Source organism: Microbispora sp. KK1-11, assembly GCF_006874435.1.
In the GTDB taxonomy this organism is placed as follows: Bacteria; Actinomycetota; Actinomycetes; order Streptosporangiales; family Streptosporangiaceae; genus Microbispora; species Microbispora catharanthi.
Window position 1 is genome coordinate 23759 of record NZ_VIRJ01000025.1, and the last position, 20852, is coordinate 44610.

13 protein-coding genes are annotated in these 20852 nt (G+C 71.8%); 7 read left to right on the forward strand and 6 right to left on the reverse strand.

Annotated elements, in window-relative coordinates; genetic code table 11:
• Positions 1-422 precede the first annotated feature (422 nt).
• A complete protein-coding gene (locus FLW16_RS29675) occupies positions 423-1466 on the reverse strand; it encodes a LacI family DNA-binding transcriptional regulator (RefSeq protein ID WP_142563438.1) in 1044 nt (347 codons plus the stop codon).
• 322 nt (positions 1467-1788) lie between these two features.
• Here FLW16_RS29675 and FLW16_RS29680 point away from each other — a divergent pair, with 322 nt between their 5' ends.
• From FLW16_RS29680 to FLW16_RS29690, 3 genes are all read left to right on the forward strand, one after another.
• A complete protein-coding gene (locus FLW16_RS29680) occupies positions 1789-4146 on the forward strand; it encodes a glycoside hydrolase family 3 N-terminal domain-containing protein (RefSeq protein ID WP_142563439.1) in 2358 nt (785 codons plus the stop codon).
• Positions 4147-4259: 113 nt separating this feature from the next.
• Positions 4260-6506: a glycoside hydrolase family 3 C-terminal domain-containing protein gene (locus FLW16_RS29685; RefSeq protein ID WP_142563440.1), complete on the forward strand. Its 2247-nt coding sequence runs from the start codon at positions 4260-4262 to the stop codon at positions 6504-6506.
• A 79-nt stretch (positions 6507-6585) separates the two neighbouring features.
• Positions 6586-7038 (forward strand): helix-turn-helix domain-containing protein, encoded by a 453-nt coding sequence (locus FLW16_RS29690; RefSeq protein ID WP_142563441.1) that lies wholly within the window; start codon positions 6586-6588, stop codon positions 7036-7038.
• A 45-nt stretch (positions 7039-7083) separates the two neighbouring features.
• On the opposite strand, the gene FLW16_RS29695 is transcribed toward FLW16_RS29690, so the two are convergent.
• The 5 genes from FLW16_RS29695 to FLW16_RS29715 all read right to left on the reverse strand — a co-directional run bounded on the left by FLW16_RS29695 (position 7084) and on the right by FLW16_RS29715 (position 14465).
• The gene (locus FLW16_RS29695; RefSeq protein WP_142563442.1) at positions 7084-8049 is read right to left on the reverse strand and encodes an ABC transporter permease; all 966 of its coding nucleotides are present in this window, start codon (positions 8047-8049) and stop codon (positions 7084-7086) included.
• Positions 8046-8996, reverse strand: a complete 951-nt coding sequence (locus FLW16_RS29700; protein ID WP_139575104.1) for an ABC transporter permease — start codon at positions 8994-8996, stop codon at positions 8046-8048. The genes FLW16_RS29695 and FLW16_RS29700 overlap by 4 nt, the downstream gene beginning before the upstream one ends.
• A complete protein-coding gene (locus FLW16_RS29705) occupies positions 8989-10539 on the reverse strand; it encodes a sugar ABC transporter ATP-binding protein (RefSeq protein ID WP_142563443.1) in 1551 nt (516 codons plus the stop codon). Before FLW16_RS29705 ends, FLW16_RS29700 begins: the two co-directional genes overlap by 8 nt.
• 98 nt (positions 10540-10637) lie before the next feature.
• Positions 10638-11708 (reverse strand): ABC transporter substrate-binding protein, encoded by a 1071-nt coding sequence (locus tag FLW16_RS29710; RefSeq protein WP_142563444.1) that lies wholly within the window; start codon positions 11706-11708, stop codon positions 10638-10640.
• Positions 11709-11915: 207 nt separating this feature from the next.
• Positions 11916-14465 carry a PA14 domain-containing protein gene (locus FLW16_RS29715; protein WP_221891345.1) on the reverse strand — a complete coding sequence of 850 codons (2550 nt, stop codon included), beginning with the start codon at positions 14463-14465 and terminating at the stop codon, positions 11916-11918.
• Positions 14466-14805: 340 nt separating this feature from the next.
• Between FLW16_RS29715 and FLW16_RS29720 the strand changes: the two genes are divergently transcribed.
• The 4 genes from FLW16_RS29720 (at position 14806) to FLW16_RS29735 (ending at position 20852) form a co-directional block, all read left to right on the forward strand.
• Positions 14806-15606: a DeoR/GlpR family DNA-binding transcription regulator gene (locus FLW16_RS29720; protein WP_221891346.1), complete on the forward strand. Its 801-nt coding sequence runs from the start codon at positions 14806-14808 to the stop codon at positions 15604-15606.
• A 66-nt stretch (positions 15607-15672) separates the two neighbouring features.
• Entirely contained in the window at positions 15673-17169 is a 1497-nt protein-coding gene (locus FLW16_RS29725) for a sugar ABC transporter ATP-binding protein (protein ID WP_221891347.1), read from the forward strand.
• A gap of 158 nt (positions 17170-17327) precedes the next feature.
• On the forward strand, positions 17328-17732 hold the full coding sequence (locus FLW16_RS29730) for an effector-associated constant component EACC1 (RefSeq protein ID WP_142563446.1): 405 nt from the start codon (positions 17328-17330) through the stop codon (positions 17730-17732).
• 3 nt (positions 17733-17735) lie between these two features.
• Entirely contained in the window at positions 17736-20852 is a 3117-nt protein-coding gene (locus tag FLW16_RS29735) for a caspase, EACC1-associated type (RefSeq protein WP_142563447.1), read from the forward strand.

The window sequence follows — 20852 nt, forward strand, 5'->3', positions numbered from 1 at the left end:
GCGCGAGACGCTATAAATGATCAGTTACGACTGGATGTCCGAAACGTTCCCGCCCTGAAACAGGGATCATCCCGACAAATTTCGCCGCGGCACTAATAGGGTGGTGCAGCGCGGCGCCAAGGCCCTGATCGTGGGCCGGTCGGGCAACGAGAGCAGGCGCTTCTCGATGCGCGCTCCACCATGGTGACGCCGGGAGGGCACCGAAATTTTCGGATAAATGTCGAATATTTCTGCGCGGCGGAGGATGCGTCCGGCGAGGAGGTGCAGGTCAGCCGGCGGCCACTCCGTCCGATCGCACCGGCCTCGCCACGGCCGGACCCGATGTTCGCATTGCGGTCCGCCGTGCGCTTCCCGCGACTCCGGTGCGGAGAGCGTCACCGGATCGGCCGGGGCTCCGAAATTTCTTCCCGAGATCCGAAAATTCAGGCGGCGAGGGCGGCGGTGCTGCCGCGCACGACGAGGCTGGTGGTGAGTTCGAGGCGGTTCTGCCGCGGGGTTTCCCCCCGGGCGAGGGCGACCACCATGGTCGTCGCGGCGGCGGCCATTTCGGTCAGCGGCTGGCGTACCGTCGTCAGCGCGGGGATGAGCCACTGCGCCATCGGCAGGTCGTCGAAGCCGACCACGCTCAGCTCGTCGGGGATGCGCAGCCCCATCTCGTGGGCCGCCTGGTAGACGCCCATGGCCTGCGCGTCGTTGAAGGCGAACACGGCCGTCGGGGGCCGGGGCAGCGCGAGCAGGGAGCGGGCGTGCGCCAGGCCGTCCTCCGCGCTGAAGTCGCCCTGCCGCACGAGTTCCGGATCCGTCGGCACGCCCGCGGCGTCCATGGCGGCGCGGAACCCGTCGAGCCGGGCGCGGCTGGACAGGGCGTGGGCGGGACCCGTGATGAGGGCGATGCGCCGATGTCCCAGCTCCAGCAGGTGGCGCGCGGCCGACAGGCCGCCGCTCCAGTTGCCCGCGCCCACCGAGGGCAGCTCGTGCCCGGGGTCGCCGGTGGGATCGACCAGTACCACCGGAATGTCCCGGGTCCTCAGCTGCTCACGCTGGGCCCGGGTGAGGCCGGAGAAGACCACGATCACGCCACAGGGACGGCGGCCGATCACCCCCTCGATCCACCCCCTGGCGGGAGGGTGGCGGTCCTGCAGCTCGGAGACGACCACTGCCAGGTCGTGCTCGCGCGCCACCTGCTCGACGCCCTTGATGACCTCCATCGCGTACCCGCCCTCCAGCTCGTGGAAGACCAGTTCGATGAGCGGAGCCGCGGTGGGGCGCTTCTTCTGCCGGCGGTACCCGTGCTCGCGGATCAGGTCCTCGACCAGGGCCCGGGTCTCGGGGGCGACCTCGGACCTGCCGTTGACGACCTTGGAGACGGTCGCGGGGGACACCCCCGCCAGCTCGGCGATCTGGGCGATGGTCAGCGGCCGGGAGGGCGTGTGCTCCGGCGGTGTCGACTCCCTGGTCGTGGTCATGAGCGCAGTTTAGCGCCAACTTTCGGACATTCACCCGAATGTTTCGGATATCTCACCGCCGTTTCCTTGACGACCTGCAGCACAGCGGCCTAGAGTCCACATAAACTATCGGTCCTGGTTCGGAAAGTTTCGGACTACAGTCCAGATGACATTTCGGATGAGCAGGGGTTCGGATGAGCAGGGGGCGCTCGATGCGGTTGCTCGCGTACCGCCGTCTGCCGCCGCCGCGGCGCGGGTACGGCCGGGCCGATCGTCACCTGGGTCCCGTACGGCGTCTTCCGGGGCCGAGGCCCACGCGACGGATCGACAAACAAGGGATGTCATGACATTCGTAGACGCGCCGGGGCTCGCGCCCTGGCGGGACGGCGACCGGCCTCTCGACGAGCGCGTGGACGCTCTGCTGGCCGAGATGACGCTGGAGGAGAAGGTCGCCCAGCTCGGATCGGTGTGGGTCGACATCTCGCCCGCCGGCTCGGAGGCGGCGGGCGGCAACGTCGCGCCGCTGCAGGACCTGTTCATGAAGGACGGCGCGGATCTCGCCGACCGGATGCGCGACGGGGTCGGTCATCTGACCCGGGTGTACGGCACGGCGCCGGTGAGCCCGGCGGAGGGCGCGGCCGGGCTGCGGAAGCTGCAGGAGCAGGTGATCGCGGCCAACCGGTTCGGCATCCCCGCCATCGCGCACGAGGAGTGCCTGACCGGGTTCGCCACCTACGGCGCCACCGCCTACCCCACCCCGCTGGCCTGGGCCGCGACCTTCGACCCCGCGCTGGTGGAGCGGATGGCCCTGGCCATCGGCGACGACCTGCGCGCCGTCGGCGTCCACCAGGGCCTGTCGCCGGTCCTCGACGTCGTGCGCGACTACCGGTGGGGCCGGGTCGAGGAGACCCTCGGCGAGGACCCCTACCTGGCGGGGCAGATCGGCGCGGCCTACGTGCGCGGCCTGGAGAACGCGGGGATCATCGCGACGCTCAAGCACTTCGCCGGATACGCCGCCTCCCGGGCGGGCCGCAACCACGCCCCGGTCAGCATCGGCCCCCGCGAGATGGCCGACGTCATCCTTCCGCCGTTCGAGACGGCCATCCGCGAGGGCGGCGCCCGCTCGGTCATGAACTCCTACACCGACATCGACGGCGTGCCCGTCGCGGCCAACGCCGGCCTGCTGCGCGGGGTGCTGCGCGACCAGTGGGGATTCGACGGCACGGTCGTGGCCGACTACTGGGCGGTGCCGTTCCTGGCCATGAACCACCACGTCGCCGCCGACGAGGCGCACGCCGGCGTGGTCGCGCTGCGCGCGGGCGTCGACGTCGAACTGCCCGAGACGGTCGGCTACGGCACCCGGCTGGTCGAGCAGGTGCGGACCGGCCACGTGGAGGAGGCCCTGATCGACGAGGCCGTGCGCCGGGTGCTGCGGCAGAAGATCGAGCTCGGCCTGCTCGGCGACGGCCCCCTCGTGCCCGAGGACGCCGACGACGTCGATCTGGACAGCCCCCGCAACCGCGACCTGGCCCGCACCGTGGCCGAACGCTCCGTCGTGCTGCTGAGCAACCCCACCGGCGCGCTGCCGCTGGCCTCCGGGACGACCGCCCGCATCGCCGTGATCGGCCCGTGCGCCGACGACCCGCAGACCCTGCTCGGCTGCTACGCCTTCCCCAACCACGTCCTCGACCGCTTCCCCGACCACGGCATGGGCCTGCCCATCGCGCCCGTCCTGGACCTCCTGCGGGCCGAGTTCCCCGATGCCGAGCTGAACTACGCGCGGGGCACCGACGTGTCGGGCGACGACACCTCGGGCATCGCCGAGGCCGCCGCCCTGGCCGGACGGTCCGACCTCGTTCTGCTGTTCGTCGGCGACCGGGCCGGGCTGTTCGGCAACGGCACCTCCGGCGAGGGCTGCGACGCCGCCCACCTCGCCCTGCCCGGCGTCCAACCGGAGCTGGTCGAGGCCGTCCTGGCCACCGGCACGCCGGCCGTCCTTGTCGTGGTGTCCGGCCGCCCGTACGCGATCGGCGCCTACGCCGACCGCGCCGCCGCCACGCTCCAGGCGTTCCTGCCGGGCGTGGAGGGAGGCACGGCGATCGCGGGGGTGCTCAGCGGCCGCGTCGAGCCCTCGGGCCGCCTGCCCGTCCAGATCCCCGGCTCCCCCTTCGTCAACCCCTCCACCTATCTGCAGCCGCCCCTGGGGCTGCGCATCGACGGCATCTCCGTGTCCGACCCGACCCCGGCCTTCCCCTTCGGCCACGGGCTGTCGTACACGACGGTGACCTACGACGCGATGACGACCTCGGCGGAGCGGTGCCCCACGGACGGCACGGTCGAGGCGCGGGTGACCGTCACCAACACCGGCGCCAGGGCGGCGGAGGAGGTCGTGCAGTTGTACGCCTCCGACCTGGTGGCGCAGGTGGCCCGTCCCGTCGCGCAGCTCGTCGGCTTCGCCCGGGTGCCGCTCGCGCCCGGACAGACCCGCGAAGTGGTCTTCGAGATCCCGGCCGACGCCTTCTCCTACACCGACCCCGGCCTGCGCAGGATCGTCGAACCGGGCGTCATCGCGCTCACCGCGGGCCCGTCCGCCGCAGATCGCCCCCTGCGGTCCGAGATCCTGCTGACCGGCGACACCGTCGTGCTCGGCCGGGCCCGGCGGCTCACCACCCACGCGCGGGTGCCGGAACCGGCCTCCTGACCGTGACACGCGTGCGGCGGGCGGCCCGGCCGCCCGCCGCCGCTCCCGTCTGCCGCTGCTCCCTACCGGGGCAGGAAACACTGTGAACCACCCCCGTGAAAGGAGCCTCCCCGATGGCTCGGACCGACCTCGACGCGCTCGCGCTGAACGCGCTCACCCTGGAGCAGAAGGCTTCGCTGCTGTCGGGCCGGGATTTCTGGACGACCAAGCCGTTGGATGAGGCCGGGATTCCGTCCATCACGCTGTGCGACGGGCCGCACGGCGTACGCCGCGAGGCCGGCGGCTCCGACCACCTCGGCATCAACGAGAGCATCCCCGCCACCTGCTTCCCGCCCGCGGCCGCGGTCGGGTCGAGCTGGGACCCCGAAGTGGCCGCCCGGATCGGCGCCGCCGTCGGCAGGGAGGGCCGGGCCCTCGGCGTGGCGGTCGTGCTCGGCCCCGGCGTGAACATCAAGCGCTCGCCGCTGTGCGGGCGCAACTTCGAGTACTACTCGGAAGACCCTCTGCTCTCCGGCGTGCTGGCGGCGGCGCACGTCGCCGCGCTGCAGGCCGAGGGACCCGGCGCGTCGGTCAAGCACTTCGCCGCCAACAACCAGGAGACCGAGCGCATGCGGGTCAGCGCCGACGTGGACGAGCGCACGCTGCGCGAGATCTACTTCCCCGCGTTCGAGCGGGTGGTCACCCAGGCCCGGCCCGCCACCGTGATGTGCTCCTACAACCGCGTCAACGGCGTCCACGCCTCGCAGAACCGGTGGCTGCTCACCGACGTCCTGCGCCGCGAGTGGGGCTTCACCGGCGTCGTCGTCTCCGACTGGGGCGCGGTCCAGGACCGCGTCGCCGCGCTGGCCGCAGGCCTGGACCTCGAGATGCCGGGGACCGGCGGCGCGAGCGACCGGCGCATCGTGGACGCCGTCCGCGCGGGCGACCTCGACGAGGCCGTGGTCAACGCGAGCGTGCGCCGCGTCGTCGCCCTCACCGAACGCCACAACGGTGTCTCCGGCGCGTTCGACACCGACGCCCACCACGCGCTCGCCCGCGAGCTCGCCGCCGAGTGCGCCGTGCTGCTCAAGAACGAGGGCGGCACGCTCCCCCTCTCCGCGGAAGCCCGCATCGCCGTGATCGGCGAGTTCGCCGCCAGGCCCCGGTTCCAGGGCGGCGGCAGTTCCCACATCAACGCCACCCGGGTCGACGCGGCGCTCGACGCGATCCGCGCCCTCGCCCCGGACGTCGCCTACGCCCAGGGATTCTCGCTGGACGGATCGGGCGACGCGCGGGAGCTTCGCGAGGCGGCGGCCGAGGCGGCCGCGTCCGCCGACGTCGCGGTCGTCTTCGCCGGCCTGGGCGAGCGGGAGGAGTCGGAGGGCTTCGACCGGGAGACGATCGACCTGCCGGCCGTCCAGGTCGAGCTGATCCGCGCCGTCGCCGCCGCGGCCCGCCGTACGGTGGTCGTCCTGTCCAACGGCGGCGTCGTCTCTCTGGAGGGCTGGCACGACGACGTGGACGCCGTGCTTGAGGGCTGGCTGCTCGGCCAGGCGGGCGGCTCCGCCGTCGCCGACCTCCTCTTCGGCGTCGCGAACCCCTCAGGACGCCTCGCCGAGAGCATCCCTGTGCGGCTGAAGGACACGCCGAGCTACCTGAACTTCCCCGGCGAGGCCGGGCACGTGCGTTACGGCGAGGGCGTCATGGTCGGCTACCGCTACTACGAGACGGTCGAGCTGCCCGTGCGTTACCCGTTCGGCCACGGCCTGAGCTACACGACGTTCGCGACGAGCGGCCTCACGGTCACCCGTACGGGCGACGACAGGGCGACCGTCACCGTGAGGGTGACCAACACCGGCGATCGGCCGGGCAAGCACGTGGTGCAGGTCTACGTGTCCACCGCCGCCGGTCCCGTACGGCGGCCCGTTCGGGAGCTGCGGGCCTTCACGAAGGTCTCCCTCGCCCCCGGCGAGTCGCGCACGGTCACCCTTCGTCTCGACCGGCGAGCGTTCGCGTACTACGACGTCCCGCTCGGCAGGTGGGTCGTCGCGCCGGGCGACTACACGATCCAGATCGGCGAGAACGCCTCGTCCGTCGTGGCCGAGACGACGATCGGTCTCGGCGGCGACTCCCTCGTCCCCGTGGTGTCGCTCGACTCGACGCTCGGCGAGTGGCTCTCCCACCCGCTCGCCGGGCCCGCTCTCCTGCGGGTCCTCACCGGCGGGAAGGGCGAGCGGCCCGAGGAGGACGACGAGAACGGGTTGCGGATGGCCTCGTCGATGCCGATGGGACGGTTCCTGACCTTCGCCGGCATCGACATCCCCCACGCGACCCTGCGGGAACTGGTGGAACTGGGCGGGTCGGACGGCGCGGCGGCCTGAGCCACCGGGTGCCGGTGTGGGACGGGAGGCGGCCGGAGCCCGAGTTCCTTGAGGGAACTCCGATTGCTAGACTGCTCTCATGCAACGCACGAACTTCGGGGAGATGGCCTGTTCCATCGCGCGCACCCTCGACGTGATCGGAGAGCCGTGGTCGCCGCTGATCCTGCGTGATGTGTGGGTGGGCATGACTCGGTTCGACCAGCTCCAGGCCGACCTCGGGATCTCGCGCAAGGTGCTGACCGAGCGGCTCGCTCACCTCGTCGACCAGGGCGTGCTCGAGCGCCGCCCCTACGACCGGCGGCCGCGCTACGAGTACCACCTGACGGCCAAGGGCGCCGAGCTGGTCGACCTGCTCATGGTCATGGCCGGGTGGGGGGACCGGTGGCTCGCGGGTGAGGCGGGGCCGCCGGTGCTCTACCGCCATCACGCGTGCGGTGAGATCAGCCACGTCGAGCTGCGCTGCGCCCACTGCGGCGAGCCGATGCACGGCGGCGACGTCGATCCGCTGCCGGGCCCCGGCGCGGCCGTCTGACCGCGGCGGGTCCGGAGCTCCCCGGCGGCCCCGGGGGATGGCCGGTCAGCCGAGCCGTTGGGCTCTGCCGAGCAGCCGCTGGGCCACCACGACCAGGGCGAGGAACAGGCCGCTGACCACCTGCTGGAAGGCCGACGTCAGGTTGCCCACCTGGTTGATCAGGCTCTGGATCACTCCGAGCAGCAGCACGCCGGCGATGGTGCCGGTGATGCCGCCCGCTCCCCCGGTCAGCAGCGTGCCGCCGATCACCACCGCGGCGATCACGTCGAGTTCCAGGCCGATGCCGAGGATCGTGACGCCGGAGGAGAGCCGGGCCGCGTTCAGCACCCCGGCGAGCCCCGCGAGCAGACCCGACATGAGGTAGACGTAGACCTTCGTCCGGGCCACCGGCACGCCCATGAGCGCGGCCCCCTGCTCGTTGCCGCCGACCGCGTAGACGTTCTGGCCGAAGGCCGTCCGCTGGAGCAGGACCATGGCGGCCACCGCCAGGAGCGCCGTGATGTAGACCGGCCAGGTCAGGCCGAACACCCCGCCCTGTCCGAGCCGCGCGAACGCGGAGTCCTTCACCAGGTAGGTCGTGGCGCCCTCGCTGGAGATCGCCAGCATCAGCCCGCGCACGCCCAGCAGCCCGGCCAGGGTGACGATGAACGGCGCCATCCCCGTCCTCGCGATGAGCAGCCCCTGGAGCAGCCCCACCAGCCCGCACGCGGCGAGCGGCAGCGCCAGCGCGACGAACAGCCCATACTGCGAGCCGTACGCCGCGAGGACCCCGCCGAACACGAACAGCGACCCCACCGACAGGTCGATGCCGCCGCTGATGATCACGAAGGTCATGCCGACGGCGATGATCGCGGTGAAGGAGGAGGAGACGAGGACGCTGGCGGCGTTGCCCGCGGTGGCGAAGGAGTCGAAGGCGACGCTGCCGACGATCACCAGCGCCGCCAGCACCATCAGCGCCCCGTGCTGCTGGAGGACGCGGCTCACCTGCTCGCGTCCGGGCGATCCGGTCATCGGGTTCCTCGCTCCCTGGTGGCGTAAACGGCGGCCAGGATGATGACCGCCTGCACGATCTGCGTCCACGACTGCGGCAGGTTGTGCTTGATGAGGGTGGCCGACAGCAGCTGCATGAGCAGCGCGCCCATGACCGTGCTGAGCACCCGGATCCGTCCGCCGCTCAGCGGCGTGCCGCCCACCACCACCGCCGTGATGGCCGACAGCTCGATGAACAGGCCGAGCGAGGTCGGATCGCTCGCCTGCAGCCGCGCGGTCGCGAGCACCCCGGCCAGCGCGGCCAGCACCCCGGAGATCACGTAGACCAGCAGCAGCACCCGGCGGACGGGCAGCCCGGACAGCTCGCTGGCCGCGCGGTTGCCGCCGATCGCGACGACCTGCCTGCCGAACGTCGTCCTGCGGACCAGGAACGCCATCAGCAGGGTCAGCACGGCCGCGATGACCACGATGACCGGCACGCCGGACAGCGAGCTGCTGCCGAGCGCGATCAGGTCGGGGTTGCGGAACTCGACGAGCTGCGGCACGAGCACGTTGGCCAGGCCCCGGACGCCGACCAGCAGCGCGAGCGTGGCCACGATCGGCTGCACGCCCACGTAGGCGACCAGCGCGCCGCCCGCCGTCCCGGCCACCGCGCCGCCGACGAGGGCGACCAGCAGCGCGGGCCACGCGCCGTACCCGAGGTAGAGCGCGACCAGCGCGGCGGCCAGCGACATGACCGAGCCGACCGACAGGTCGATGCCCTGGGTGCCGATGACCAGCGCCATGCCCAGTGACACGATCACGATCGGGGCGACCTGCACGAGCTGGGTGCGGAAGTTCGCCACGTCGAGGAAGTGGGGGGTGAACAGCACGTTGAACAGCAGGAGGACGCCGACCGCGGCGTAGACGCCGTACTCCTGGGCCCAGGCGAGCACCCGCCGCCCGGGCGGTGCGACCGCTTCAGCCATCGGACTCCGCTCCTCGTTCGGCGATGGACGCCATGATCTTGTCCTCGGTGACCTCGTCGCCGGACAGCTCGCCGACGACGGCGCCGTCGCGCAGCACCAGGATCCGGTCGGCGCCCTCCACCAGCTCCTCCAGGTCAGACGAGATCAGTAACACGCCCAGGCCCTCCTCGGCCAGCTCGTCCACGAGGGCCTGCACCTCGGCCTTGGCACCCACGTCGATGCCGCGAGTGGGCTCGTCCAGCAGGAGGATCTTCGGCCGGATGGCGAGCCACCGCGCGAGCAGGACCTTCTGCTGGTTGCCGCCCGACAGTTCCTGCACCGGCTGGTGCGGCGAGGCCGCCTTGATCCTGAGCCGGCGCATGAAGACCTCGACGACCTTGTCGATCTTCGCGTCGGAGACGACGCCGGCCCGCGACAGCGACGGCAGGGCGGCGAGCGCGATGTTCTCCCTGACCGACAGCGCCGGGATGATGCCCTCGGCCTTGCGGTCCTCGGGCAGCAGGCTGACCCCGGCCCTGATCGCCGCCGTGGTCGAGCCGGTGCGCAGGGGCAGGCCGGCCACGAGCACCCGGCCCGCGTCCAGCGGGAGCGCACCGACGATCCCCTTGGCCGTCTCGCTGCGGCCCGCTCCCAACAGCCCGCCGAGGCCGACGACCTCCCCCGGCCACACCGAGACGTCCACCCCGCGCAGCACCTGCCGCCGGGTCAGCCCCTCGGCCCGTACGGCGGGGGCGGCGCCGTCCCGCTCCCGGGCGTGGCGGCGGTCGCGGGAGAACCTGGTCAGGCCGCCGGTCCTGACCTCGTCGAGGTCGCGGCCCAGCATCAGGGCGATGAGCTTCAGCCGTTCGAGCTCGGCGAGCGGCCCCGTGTGCGCGACCCGGCCGTCGCGCAGCACCGTCACCCGGTCGCACACCTCGTACAGCTCGTCGAGGCGATGGCTGACGTAGACGACGGCGATGCCGTCGTCCCTGAGCTTCCTGATCACCGAGAACAGCGTCTCGACCTCGCGCGGCTCCAGGGACGAGGTGGGCTCGTCCATGATGACCACGCGCGCGTCGATCGCCACGGCCCTGGCCAGGGCGACCATCTGCTGGACGCCCATTCCGAGGGTGCGCAGCGGGCGGCGTACGTCGGTGACGACGCCGTATCCGGCGAGGATCCGCTCCGCCTCGCCGTACATCCTGGCGGTGTCGATGACGCCCAGGCGGCCGCGTGGCTCGCGCCCCAGCATCAGGTTGCGGGCCACGCTCATCATCGGGACAAGGTTGACCTCCTGGTAGATGGTCGAGATCCCGGCGCGCTGCGCGTCGAGCGGCGTCCCGAAGGCCACCGGCGAACCGTTGTAGATCAGCTCACCGCCGTCCGGGCGGTGGACACCGGTGAAGACCTTGATCAGCGTGGACTTGCCCGCGCCGTTCTCGCCCACGAGGGCGTGCACCTCGCCGGGGAGGAGGGCGATGGACACCCCGTCGAGGGCCACCACGCCGGGAAAGCGCTTGCTGATCTGCCTGGCCTCGAGCACCGGTGCAGCGGACTGGCTCAATGAGTTCCCTTCCTCGCGCGGGCCTCCGCGCGCGCGTGCGCGCGGAGGCCCGGGACGCGCGCGGACCTTCGCGGGCGTCCGTGACGGGCTGTGGCAGGTCAGTAGGCCTCGCCGAGGGACGCCTCGGCGTTGGAGCCGTCGTATTCGCGGTCGGTGATGATGACCTTGTCCGGGATCTGCTGGCCGTCCAGGAACTTCTGCGCGGTCTCGAAGGCGAGCGGCCCGAACCTGGGGTTGGACTCGACGACCGCGTGCAGCCAGCCGTCGGCGATGGCCTGGACGGCGCTGCGGGTGCCGTCGACCGAGACGATCTTTATGGCGCCCGGGTCCTTGCCTGCGCCCTTCAGCGCGGTCACCGCGCCCAGCGCCATCTCGTCGTTCTCGGCGTAGATGCCGTTGATGTCGGGGTTGGACTGGATGAGCTGCTCGGTGACCTGCTGGCCCTTCTCCCGGGCGAACTCACCGGTCTGCTCGAAGGAGATCTGGATGTCGGGCGCCTTCTCCTTGATCCGGTCCTTGAAGCCGTTGGTGCGCTCGGTGGTGACGTTGTTGCCCGGCGCGCCGAGCAGGATCGCCACCTTGCCCTTGCCGCTCAGCGCAGTGATCATCTGGTCGGCGGCCCGCTTGCCCTGCTCGTAGAAGTCCGAGCCGATGAACGTCAGGTAGTCACTGCACGGGTTGGCGTTGATCTTGCGGTCGACCGTGATGATGGGGATCTTCTTGGCGGCGGCCTGCTGGAGCACCGGCTCCCAGCCGTCGGAGTTCAGCGGGGCGATGACGAGCAGCTTCACGCCCTGGGCGATGAGCTGCTGCACGTCGGTGATCTGCTTGGAGAACTGCGACTGGGCGTTGGTGACCTTGAGGTCGGCGATGCCGAGCTTGGCCGCCTCGTCCTTGATGGACTTGGTCTCGGCGATGCGGAACGGGTTGGCCTCCTTCTCCGACTGCGAGAAGCCGACCGTGGCGGTCTTCAGGTCGAACTTCGTGCCGCCGAACTGGTCGAGCGTGCAGGTCGGGCCGGCCGAGCCCGCCGGGGTCTGCACCACCTGCTGCTGCGCGGACGCCGCCTCGCTGGGGCCCGCCGCGGCCTGGGTCTCCGACTTGGCGCAGCCGGCCGCGCCGAGCAGCACGGCGAGGGCGACGACGGCCGTGCGGGGATATGACTTCATGCTGATCCTTCTTCCGATCGGGGGGTGCCACGGCGCGTCCGGCGGTCAGGAGGACGACCCGCCGTGGGTGGTGGGGGGTGGCGGCCCGGATGTGCCGTCCGGGCCGCCACGATGCCGAGCGGGTCGGCGGTCGGGCATGGCCGTGCGAGGTCCCGATCACGGCGGGACTCACGCCCGGGAATCAGGCCCAGGGATCAGGCCCAGGAATTAGGCACAGGCCGGGAGGATCTCTCCGGTGAGCGCCGTGTTGGCGTCGTGGAGCCGCTTGACGTCCGGCTTGGTCACCGCCCTGTCGTAGGTCATCAGGCCGTTGATCTCGGTCTCCACGTCGGTCGTCTGGGTGTAGACGGCCGCGCTCAGGCCGTTGCAGGCGTGCAGCTTGCGCAGGGCGTCGTCCATCTCCAGGAAGCGCTTGGTCAACGACTCGGAGTCGGCCTCGACCGCGTAGCCCCAGCCGCCGCCGGTCCAGGTGTGCCCGATCACCGGCAGGGCGAGCCCGCCGTACTCGCCGAGCACCGACGCCCGGAAGAAGCCGGGCTTACCGGGGCTGCCGGGTCCGGGGTAGATGTGGTAGTCCATCACGTCGCCGTTGCCGCCGTCCTGGGCGCCGCAGCAGTTGATGCCGCTCATGTTGTCCACGAGCCGTGAGGGGTCGAGGCTCTTCACGTAGTCGGCGATCCTGGAGATGTCGTACTGGCCCCAGCTCTCGTTGAACGGCACCCACATCACGATCGACGGGCTGCTGCGGTGCTCGTCGACGATCTCCTTCAGCTCGCTCTCGAACTGCGTCTTGTCGGCCGCGCTCGCCGCGCCGAACATCGACGGCATGTCCTGCCAGACGAGCAGGCCGAGCTTGTCGGCGTAGGCGTACCAGCGGTCCGGCTCCACCTTCATGTGCTTGCGCACCATGTTGAAGCCGAGCGCCTTGGTCTGCTCCAGGTCGTACCGCAGCGCCTCGTCGGTCGGCGCGGTGTAGATGCCGTCCGGCCAGTAGCCCTGGTCGAGCGGGCCGAACTGGAAGACCGGCGCGCCGTTGAGCAGGACCCGGGTCGTGCCGTTCACGCGGCCGACCGAGATGGAGCGCATGCCGAAGTAGCTCTCCACCTTGTCGCCGCCCTTGAGCTCGACCGTGAGGTCGTACAGGTACGGGTCGTCGGGCGACCAGAGGTGGGGGTCCGGGATCGGCACGGCCAGTTCCTTGCCGGTCGGGCCGGAGACCTTGCCGATGACGCGCTTGCCGGCGCGGGCGGTGACGACGGCGGTGGCGTCGCCGCTCGCCCTGACCTTCACCCGCAGGGACTGCCCGAGCACCTCGGGGATCGTGTCCACGGCCTCGATGTGGGTCGTGTCGACGGGCTCCATCCAGACCGTCTGCCAGATGCCGGAGGCGGGGGTGTACCAGATGCTGCCCGGGTTGAGCCGCTGCTTGCCGATGGGCTGGCGGCCGTTGTCGGTCGGGTCGGTCACGCCGACGACCAGCTCCTGCGGGCCCTTGCGGGTGAGCGCGTCGGTCACGTCCACGGTGATCCTGTCGTAGCCGCCCTTGTGGGCGCCGACCTGCTTGCCGTTGACGTAGACGACCGACTCGTGGTCCACGGCGTCGAGGTGGAGCAGGACGCGGTCCTTCTTCCAGGAGGCCGGCACCTCGAAGGTGCGGCGATACCACATGCGGTCCTCGTGACGGCCGATGCCGGACAGGCTCGACTCGACGGGGTAGGGCACGACGATCCGCTCGCCGAGGTCGCGGCCGAAGGGCGGCGCCTCACCGTCCTTGGCGGCGGCGAACTGCCAGGTGCCGTTGAGGTTCTGCCAGCGGTCGCGGACGAGCTGCGGGCGGGGGTACTCGGGCAGCGGCTTGTTCGCGTCCACCTTGTCGGACCAGCGGGTCTTCAGCACGTAAGTGGAGCCGTTGGACACCGGCACCCAGGTGAACGCCTCGATCGCGGTGCCGTCCGCCTTGGCGAGGCCGCCCTTGCCGTCGTAGGAGGCCCGGATGTCGGCGGCGAGGCGCGGGATGGGGAAGGCGAGCTTCAGCGTGACCTTCGTGGTCCCGTCGAGGGCGGCCGACGCGACCTGCCACTTCGTGCCGGCCACCGTCAGGCCGAAGTGCTCGGCGGCGCCGGCGGGCAGCGCCGCGAGCGCGGTGTCGCCGAAGTCGAGGGTGACGGTGTCGCCCGCCGCGTCGACGGCGGCGCCGGCCGGCCCCGGCGGGTCGAAGCCCTCGGGCAGGTAGAACGCGTCCGCCGGCACGGCCTGCTTGGGCTGGCTGGCGCTCTGCCAGCGCAGGTGGAGGTTGGCGCCGCCGAAGTGCTCGAAGTACTCGACCTTGATGTCGTACTTCTGGCCGGCCTGCAGGGTGATCGGGGTGCCGGTCTGCTCCTTGTCCCAGTCGTCCACCCAGTGGTCGATGACGAGCGTGTTGTTCACCCAGAGCCGGAAGCCGTTGTCCCCGATGATCGAGAAGGTGTACGCCTCGGAGTACGCGGGCTGGATGCGGCCCGTCCACCGCACGGTGACGTCGTCCTCCCGCCCGGTCAGCGAGGTGAAGACCGGGTTGAGGTCGGGCAGCTCGAGATCCGGGTCGATCACGGTGGCCTTGAGCTGGGCGAAGTCGAACTTCCCCGCTGCCGAGGACAGGTAGTAGTCGCCGCGCAGGCCGTGCCGCTCCGCGCCGGCGGCGGTCGCGGGGCCCTGCCCCGCGACCTGCCAGACGGCGCCGAGAACGACGGCCAGCAGTAAGAGGATGGGCTTTCTCACAGGGATCCTTTCCTGCGGGCAGGGGCGGGCGGACGCGCCGTACGGCGTGGCCGCGTCCGGCCGGCGCGGCGGTGCGTTCCGCACGGCGCGCCCGGCGACCTGCCATGACGTGGGGGGAGGGTCGAGATCGGGCCCGCGGACGTGGGGCACGCGGGGAACGTGCCTTCCCGAACGGGACCGATCAGATTCGGACAGGATCGAGTCGGTTATCGCCCTCAAATAAGCATCGCGGACGGCATCCGGTCAAGAGATCGGATCAGATTCGTTCATTTCCGGTCAGCGCTGCCGCGCTTTGGCTGGTCGACTATGATCGGAACCGGTCACAGCGGAGGGTGGGGGCGTGGTCGACACGGACAGCGACGGGCGCCGGCCCGTGTTCGCGGCCGAGCGCCGCCAGCGCATTCTGGAGTTGGTGCGGGCCAACGGCGCCGTCTCGCTGCGCGAGCTCGCTCAGGCGGTGCAGTCGTCGGAGGTGACCGTACGCCGCGACCTGCGCGCGCTCGAGTCGGAGGGCCTGCTCAACCGGCACCACGGCGGCGCCACCCTCCCCGGCGACCTGAACAGGGAGGCCAGCTACGTCCAGAAGGTGACGCTCTCCTCGGCGGAGAAGTCGGCCATCGCCGACCTGGCCGCGTCGCTGGTCGAGGACGGCGACGCGATCGTCATCGGCCCCGGGACCACGACTCAGGAGTTCGCCCGCAGGCTGAGCAGGCACACCGAGCTCGCCGTGGTCACCAATTCGCTGCTGGTCGCCCAGGCCCTCGCCAACTCCCCGCGCATCGAGGTGATGCTGACGGGCGGCACGCTGCGCGGGCCGATCCTCGCCCTCGTCGGCAGCGCGGCCGAGCGGTCCCTCGCCGGGCTGCGCGTGCGCCGGGCCTTCATCTCCGGCAACGGGCTCACCGCCGATCGCGGCCTGTCGACCCCGAACATGCAGGTCGCCTGCGTCGACCAGGCCCTGGCCGCCGCCGCGGAGGAGGTCGTCGTGCTGGCAGACCACACCAAGATCGGCATCGACGCGATGGTGCAGACCGTCTCCGCCGAGCAGATCGACCATCTGGTCACCGACGACGCCGCGCCGCGCGACGTGCTCGACGAGCTGGGCGGCAAGGGCGTACGCCTGCACGTTGCCCAGATTTGATCGAATGTGACGGCCTCGTTACGGGTTTGTTTCCTGCCGGGCTCACCATTCGAGTCGGAGGCAACCGTGCTGCAGGCCGCAGGTATTTGCAAGAGCTTTCAAGGCGCGCCCGCGCTCGACCACGTCACCCTGGCCCTGCGGGCCGGGGAGGTCCACGCGCTCGTCGGCGGCAACGGCGCGGGCAAGTCGACCCTGGTCAAGGTGCTCTCGGGCGTGTGCAGGCCGGACGCCGGCCGGCTGCGCTACCTCGGGGAGGAGATCGCCCTCTCCTCCCCCACCGAGGCGGCCCGGCTCGGGATCGCCACGATCCACCAGGACGCCGGGCTCGTCCCCACGATGAGCATCGCCGCCAACCTGTTCCTCGGCCGTGAGCCGCGCGGACGCCTCGGCCTGATCGACTTCGCGGCCATGCACGCGCGGGCCGCCGAACTGCTGTCCTCCTACGGCCTGCGCGCCGACCCGCGCCGGCCGCTCGGCTCGCTCGGCGACGGCGCGCGCCAGCTCGTCGCCCTGGCCCGGGCCGCGTCCGCGGACGCGCGACTGGTCGTCATGGACGAGCCCGCCTCCGCGCTGGAGCGTGACGAGCTGGACGTCCTGTTCGGCGCGATCTCCCGGCTTCGCGACGAGGGCCGGGCGGTGCTGTACGTCACCCACCGGCTCGACGAGCTCTACGAGATCTGCGACCGGGTGACCGTGCTGCGCGAGGGGCGGGTGGTGCACACCGGACCGCTCGCCGGGCTCGACCGCCGCAGGCTGGTCTCGCTCCTGCTCGGCAGGCCCTTCCACGCCGAGGGGGCGGACGCCGCCGTCGCCGGCGAGTCCGCCGGCCCGCCCGCCGACGAGCCCCTGCTCGAAGCCCGGGGGCTGACCCGCCGCCACGTGCTGCGCGACGTCTCCCTCGCCCTGCGTACGGGGGAGGTGGTCGGCCTCGGCGGGCTGCGGGGCGCGGGGCGCAGCGAGACCGCGAAGGCGATCGCGGGCGCGCTGCGCGTGGACGCCGGCGAGGTGACGATCGCGGGCGCGCCCGCGGGCAAGTGGTCGATCAGGAACGCGATCCGCGCCGGTGTCGGGCTCGTGCCGGAGAACCGCCGGGTGGAGGGCATCGTGCCGACCCTGTCGGTCCGCGACAACATCGCGCTGGCCGCGCTGCCCCGCCTGTCCCGCGCGGGGATCGTCTCCGACGCGCACCTGGACCGCATCGTCGCCACGTTCATGCGGCGGCTGGGCATCCAGGCCGTCTCGCCCCGGCAGGCGGCCGGGGAGCTGTCCGGCGGCAACCAGCAGAAGGTGCTCCTGGCCCGCTGGCTGGCCATGCACCCGAAGGTGCTGCTGCTCGACGAGCCCAGCCGGGGTGTCGACATCGCGACGAAGCTGGCCATGCGGTCGCTCCTCGACGACCTGGCGGTGGACGGGCTGGCGATCCTGCTGATCTCCTCCGACGTGTCGGAGCTGGTGGAGAACTGCGACAGCGTCGTGGTCCTGCGTGACGGCGCGGTCGTCGGCGAGCTGGCCGGGCCCGAGATCAGCGAGGACCGCATCATGGGAGCCCTCGCCGCGAGCTGAGCCTCCGCCACCGAACCGATGGCCGCCCCCGTGTTGTAACGGCGCGTGCTGTAACGGCGCCTGCTGTAACGGCGCCTGCTGTAACGGCAGCAGGGGCGGGCGACGATAGCAGGGCGACACACGGGCTCCACCCGCGCGGCGCGGGCGAGGGGGCGGGGATGAGCGGAAGTCCGGAGGCCGGCGGCGCGATCGGCATGCGCGTGGAGCTGTTGCCGGACGCGGACGTGGACGCCGACCTGCACGACCGGCTCACCCGGAGGCTCCGCCGGGAGCTGAGCGAGGCCGGCGTCGAGTCGATCCGCACAGTGCCCGGCGGCCCGGCGCCCGAGGGGGCGAAAAGCCCCGACCCGGTCACCGTGGGCGCACTCCTGGTGGCCTTCAGCGCCTCCGGCGGCGTGTTCACCTCGCTGGTCGGCGTGCTGCAGGACTGGCTCGACCGGCAGTCGGCGCGGCACCGGATCGTGGTCACCGTCGACGGCGACTCCCTCGAGCTCGATCGGGCCACGGCCGCCGAGCGACGCGAGCTGATCGGTGCCTTCATCCGGCGACATTCGGGCGGATAGCGCATGGGCCGCCGGTTGGCGCTGTTGATCGCCACCTACCTGTACGACGACGCGGGTCTGCGTCGCCTGACGGCTCCGGCCCACGACGCCGAGACGCTCGCCGCCGTGCTCCGGGATCCGGAGATCGGCGGCTTCGAGGTCACCACGCTGGTGAACGAGCCGAACCACCGGGTCGGGGAGGCCATCGCCGAGCTGTACCGCGACCGGCGCGGCGACGACCTGACATTGCTGTACTTCACCGGTCATGGCCTCAAGGACGACGACGGCCGGCTCTACCTGGCCACGCGCGACACCCGGCGGGACAGTCTGATCTTCACCGCCATATCCGGCGAGCAGATCGACTACGCGATGGAGGCATGCGCGTCACGCCGGAAGGTCCTCATCCTCGACTGCTGTTACAGCGGGGCCTACCCGGCCGGACGGCTGGCCAAGGCCGGTGACGACGTGCACGCGCTGGACCAGTTCCGAGGGCGCGGCCGCACCGTCCTCACCGCCACCGACGCCACCCAGTACGCCTTCGAGGGCGACCGGGTGCACGGGGAGGCTCCGCGATCGGTGTTCACCCGGCACCTGGTGGAGGGGCTGCGCACCGGCCGGGCCGACCTGGACGGCGACGGCGACATCACGCTCGACGAGCTGTACGGCTACGTCTACGACCGTGTCGTGGCCGAGATGCCGCAGCAGCGGCCCAAGCGGCAGGACAACGTCGAGGGCCGCACCGTCATCGCCCTGAATGTGAACTGGTCGCTGCCTCCGCACGTCGGCCACGCCCTCACGAGCCCCATGGCCGGCGACCGGCTGAACGCCGTGGAAACGCTGGACCACCTCTACCGGGTCGGCAACGGCCTGGTCAGGGCCCGGGTGCGCGAGGCGCTCCTGCGGCTGGCCGACGACGACAGCCGCATGGTCTCGGCGGCCGCCACCGCCAGGCTGCGCGCCCTCGGCGCCGACCCGCCCGCATCACCGGAACCGCCCGAGCCCACAGAACCGGCCGGCGCGCGCGCCTCCGGCTCCGAACCACCCGCACCGCAGGAACCAGCCGAGTCGCCCGCACCGCAGGCACCAGCCGAGTCGCCCCAGGCACCATCCGAGCCGCCGGCATCGCAGGCACCATCCGAACCGCCGCAGGCACCATCCGATTCGCCGGAAACGGAGACCGGGGCCGCCGCGACGACGACGGCGACCGCGACGGCACCGGCCTCGTCGCGGGCGGACACGCTCACCCCGCCGGAGGCCTCCGGGCCGCCGCCTGTGCCCCCTCGCGTCCCTGTCGCCGAAGAGCACACGGCCGCGACCGGTCGTCGGACGGTTTCTCCTGCGGCCGAGAGATTCTCCGTACAGGCACCCCCGCCGCCGGGCGAGCCGGAGTCCGGGCGGATGACGGCAGGCCGGCCGGCGCTCGCCGTCGCCGGATCCGCGACGGCGGCCATCCTGAACGCGCTGTTCGGCGTGGCCGCACTGGTCGGCTCGATCACCTATGGGAACAGGGACTTCTCCCCTGCGTACGACACGTCCAGGAGCATCGCGACGGGGAGCTGGTTTCTCTCACTGACGGCGCTCGCGGTCGCCTTCTGGGGATTCGTCCCCACAGGCACCGGCCTAAGTCGCGCCGGCCTAAGTCGCGCCGGCCTGGGCCGCGCCGACCTCAGCCGCGCCGACCTGAGCCTGGGCCGGCGACTGTCGTTCCTGCTCGGCATCGCCGGGCTGCTCGTCGCAGTGGTCGCCGGGGCGCCCGTCGCGGCGCGCACCGGATTGTTCGGAGACGTCTGGACACTCCTGTCGCTGTTCGTCGTCCTGCTCGGCGTTCCGCTCTTCGCCGTGACGGCATGGCGGATCTCGCTGTGGCCCGCCTGGGCGGCGGCGACGGTGGGGAGCCTGCCGGTGATCTGGCTCGTCGAGCTCCTCACCCGGGGCGCCCTGCTGGGCCTGCCGGAGCTGGTCGTCTACGTCGAACTGATCAGGATCGCCCGGTCCTTCCGAGTGCCGGCCTCCGCTCCGCTCCCCACCGGCCGGGGCCCGATGACGCGGCGGATGCTGCTTCTCGCCGGGCTCGCGGTGGCCTCGGCGGCCGTCACGAAGTGGGCGGAATCGCTCGCTTCGCAGGGCGGCGCCTCCTCCGCCCACGCCCGCGATGCGATCACCACTGTGCTCTTTCTGGACGATCTCCTGATCACCGCCAGTTACCTCGAACCGCAGGCCAAGGTGTGGGACCCGGCCTCGGGCCGCGTGCTCCGGACGATCCCGGGCTCCATGGTGGAGGAGCACGACAGCGGGATCTTCTCCATGGCGCTGAGCCCGGACCGGAAGCTTCTGGCCACGGGGCACGGCGACAACAAGATCCGGCTCTGGGACGTCGCCACCGGCCGTCTCGAGAACACCCTGGTCGGCCACTCACAGGGACTGGAGACTCTCGGCACCGGCCCCAGCCCCAGCGTGGTCGGCGTCAGCGCCGTCCGCGCGCTGGCGTTCAGCCCGGACGGCACGATCCTGGCCAGCGGTGGCGTGGACACGACGGTCAGGCTCTGGAACCCCCTGACCGGCGACAGCCGTCAGGTCCTGAACGCGCACAACGGCTTCGTCGAAGCGGTGGCCTTCAACACGGACGGCACGACTCTGGCGAGCGCCGGCCTCGACAGGACCGTCGACCTCTGGGACGTGAAGACCTCCCGCACCACCGGGGCCCTGACCGGGCGGTTCGGTGACGGCGGCGTGCTCTCGGGCGTCACCCTGGCCGCCTTCCGCCCCCGGCACAACCGGACGGTCGCGACGAACAGCCTGGCCACCACCACGGTCCTGATCTGGGACACCTCCACCCGTGATGTCGTGACGACCGTGAGCGGTCACACGTTGGGACACGTGACCGCCCTGTGTTACAGCCCGGACGGCGCGATCCTGGCCAGCGGCGGGTACGACCACACCATCGTACTGTCCGACGCATCGAACGGCCGGCGGATCCGCACCCTGACCGGCCACTCCGGGGAGGTCGCCGCGCTGGCCTTCAGCCGGGACGGCAAGGTTCTGGCGAGCGGCGGCTACGACGGCACGGCCCGGCTCTGGGACGCGGCCACCGGCCGCGCCCTCGCCGTTCTCTCCAGCCCTGTCTCGCCCAGCCCGAGCTGA

Excerpts from the sequence above, each read along its gene's own strand:
- FLW16_RS29690 (WP_142563441.1), top strand. The coding sequence starts at position 6,586 with ATGCAACGCACGAACTTCGGGGAGATGGCCTGTTCCATCGCGCGCACC.
- FLW16_RS29700 (WP_139575104.1), bottom strand. The coding sequence starts at position 8,996 with ATGGCTGAAGCGGTCGCACCGCCCGGGCGGCGGGTGCTCGCCTGGGCC.
- FLW16_RS29675 (WP_142563438.1), bottom strand. The coding sequence starts at position 1,466 with ATGACCACGACCAGGGAGTCGACACCGCCGGAGCACACGCCCTCCCGG.
- FLW16_RS29710 (WP_142563444.1), bottom strand. The coding sequence starts at position 11,708 with ATGAAGTCATATCCCCGCACGGCCGTCGTCGCCCTCGCCGTGCTGCTC.
- FLW16_RS29730 (WP_142563446.1), top strand. The coding sequence starts at position 17,328 with ATGAGCGGAAGTCCGGAGGCCGGCGGCGCGATCGGCATGCGCGTGGAG.
- FLW16_RS29685 (WP_142563440.1), top strand. The coding sequence starts at position 4,260 with ATGGCTCGGACCGACCTCGACGCGCTCGCGCTGAACGCGCTCACCCTG.
- FLW16_RS29735 (WP_142563447.1), top strand. The coding sequence starts at position 17,736 with ATGGGCCGCCGGTTGGCGCTGTTGATCGCCACCTACCTGTACGACGAC.
- FLW16_RS29695 (WP_142563442.1), bottom strand. The coding sequence starts at position 8,049 with ATGACCGGATCGCCCGGACGCGAGCAGGTGAGCCGCGTCCTCCAGCAG.
- FLW16_RS29680 (WP_142563439.1), top strand. The coding sequence starts at position 1,789 with ATGACATTCGTAGACGCGCCGGGGCTCGCGCCCTGGCGGGACGGCGAC.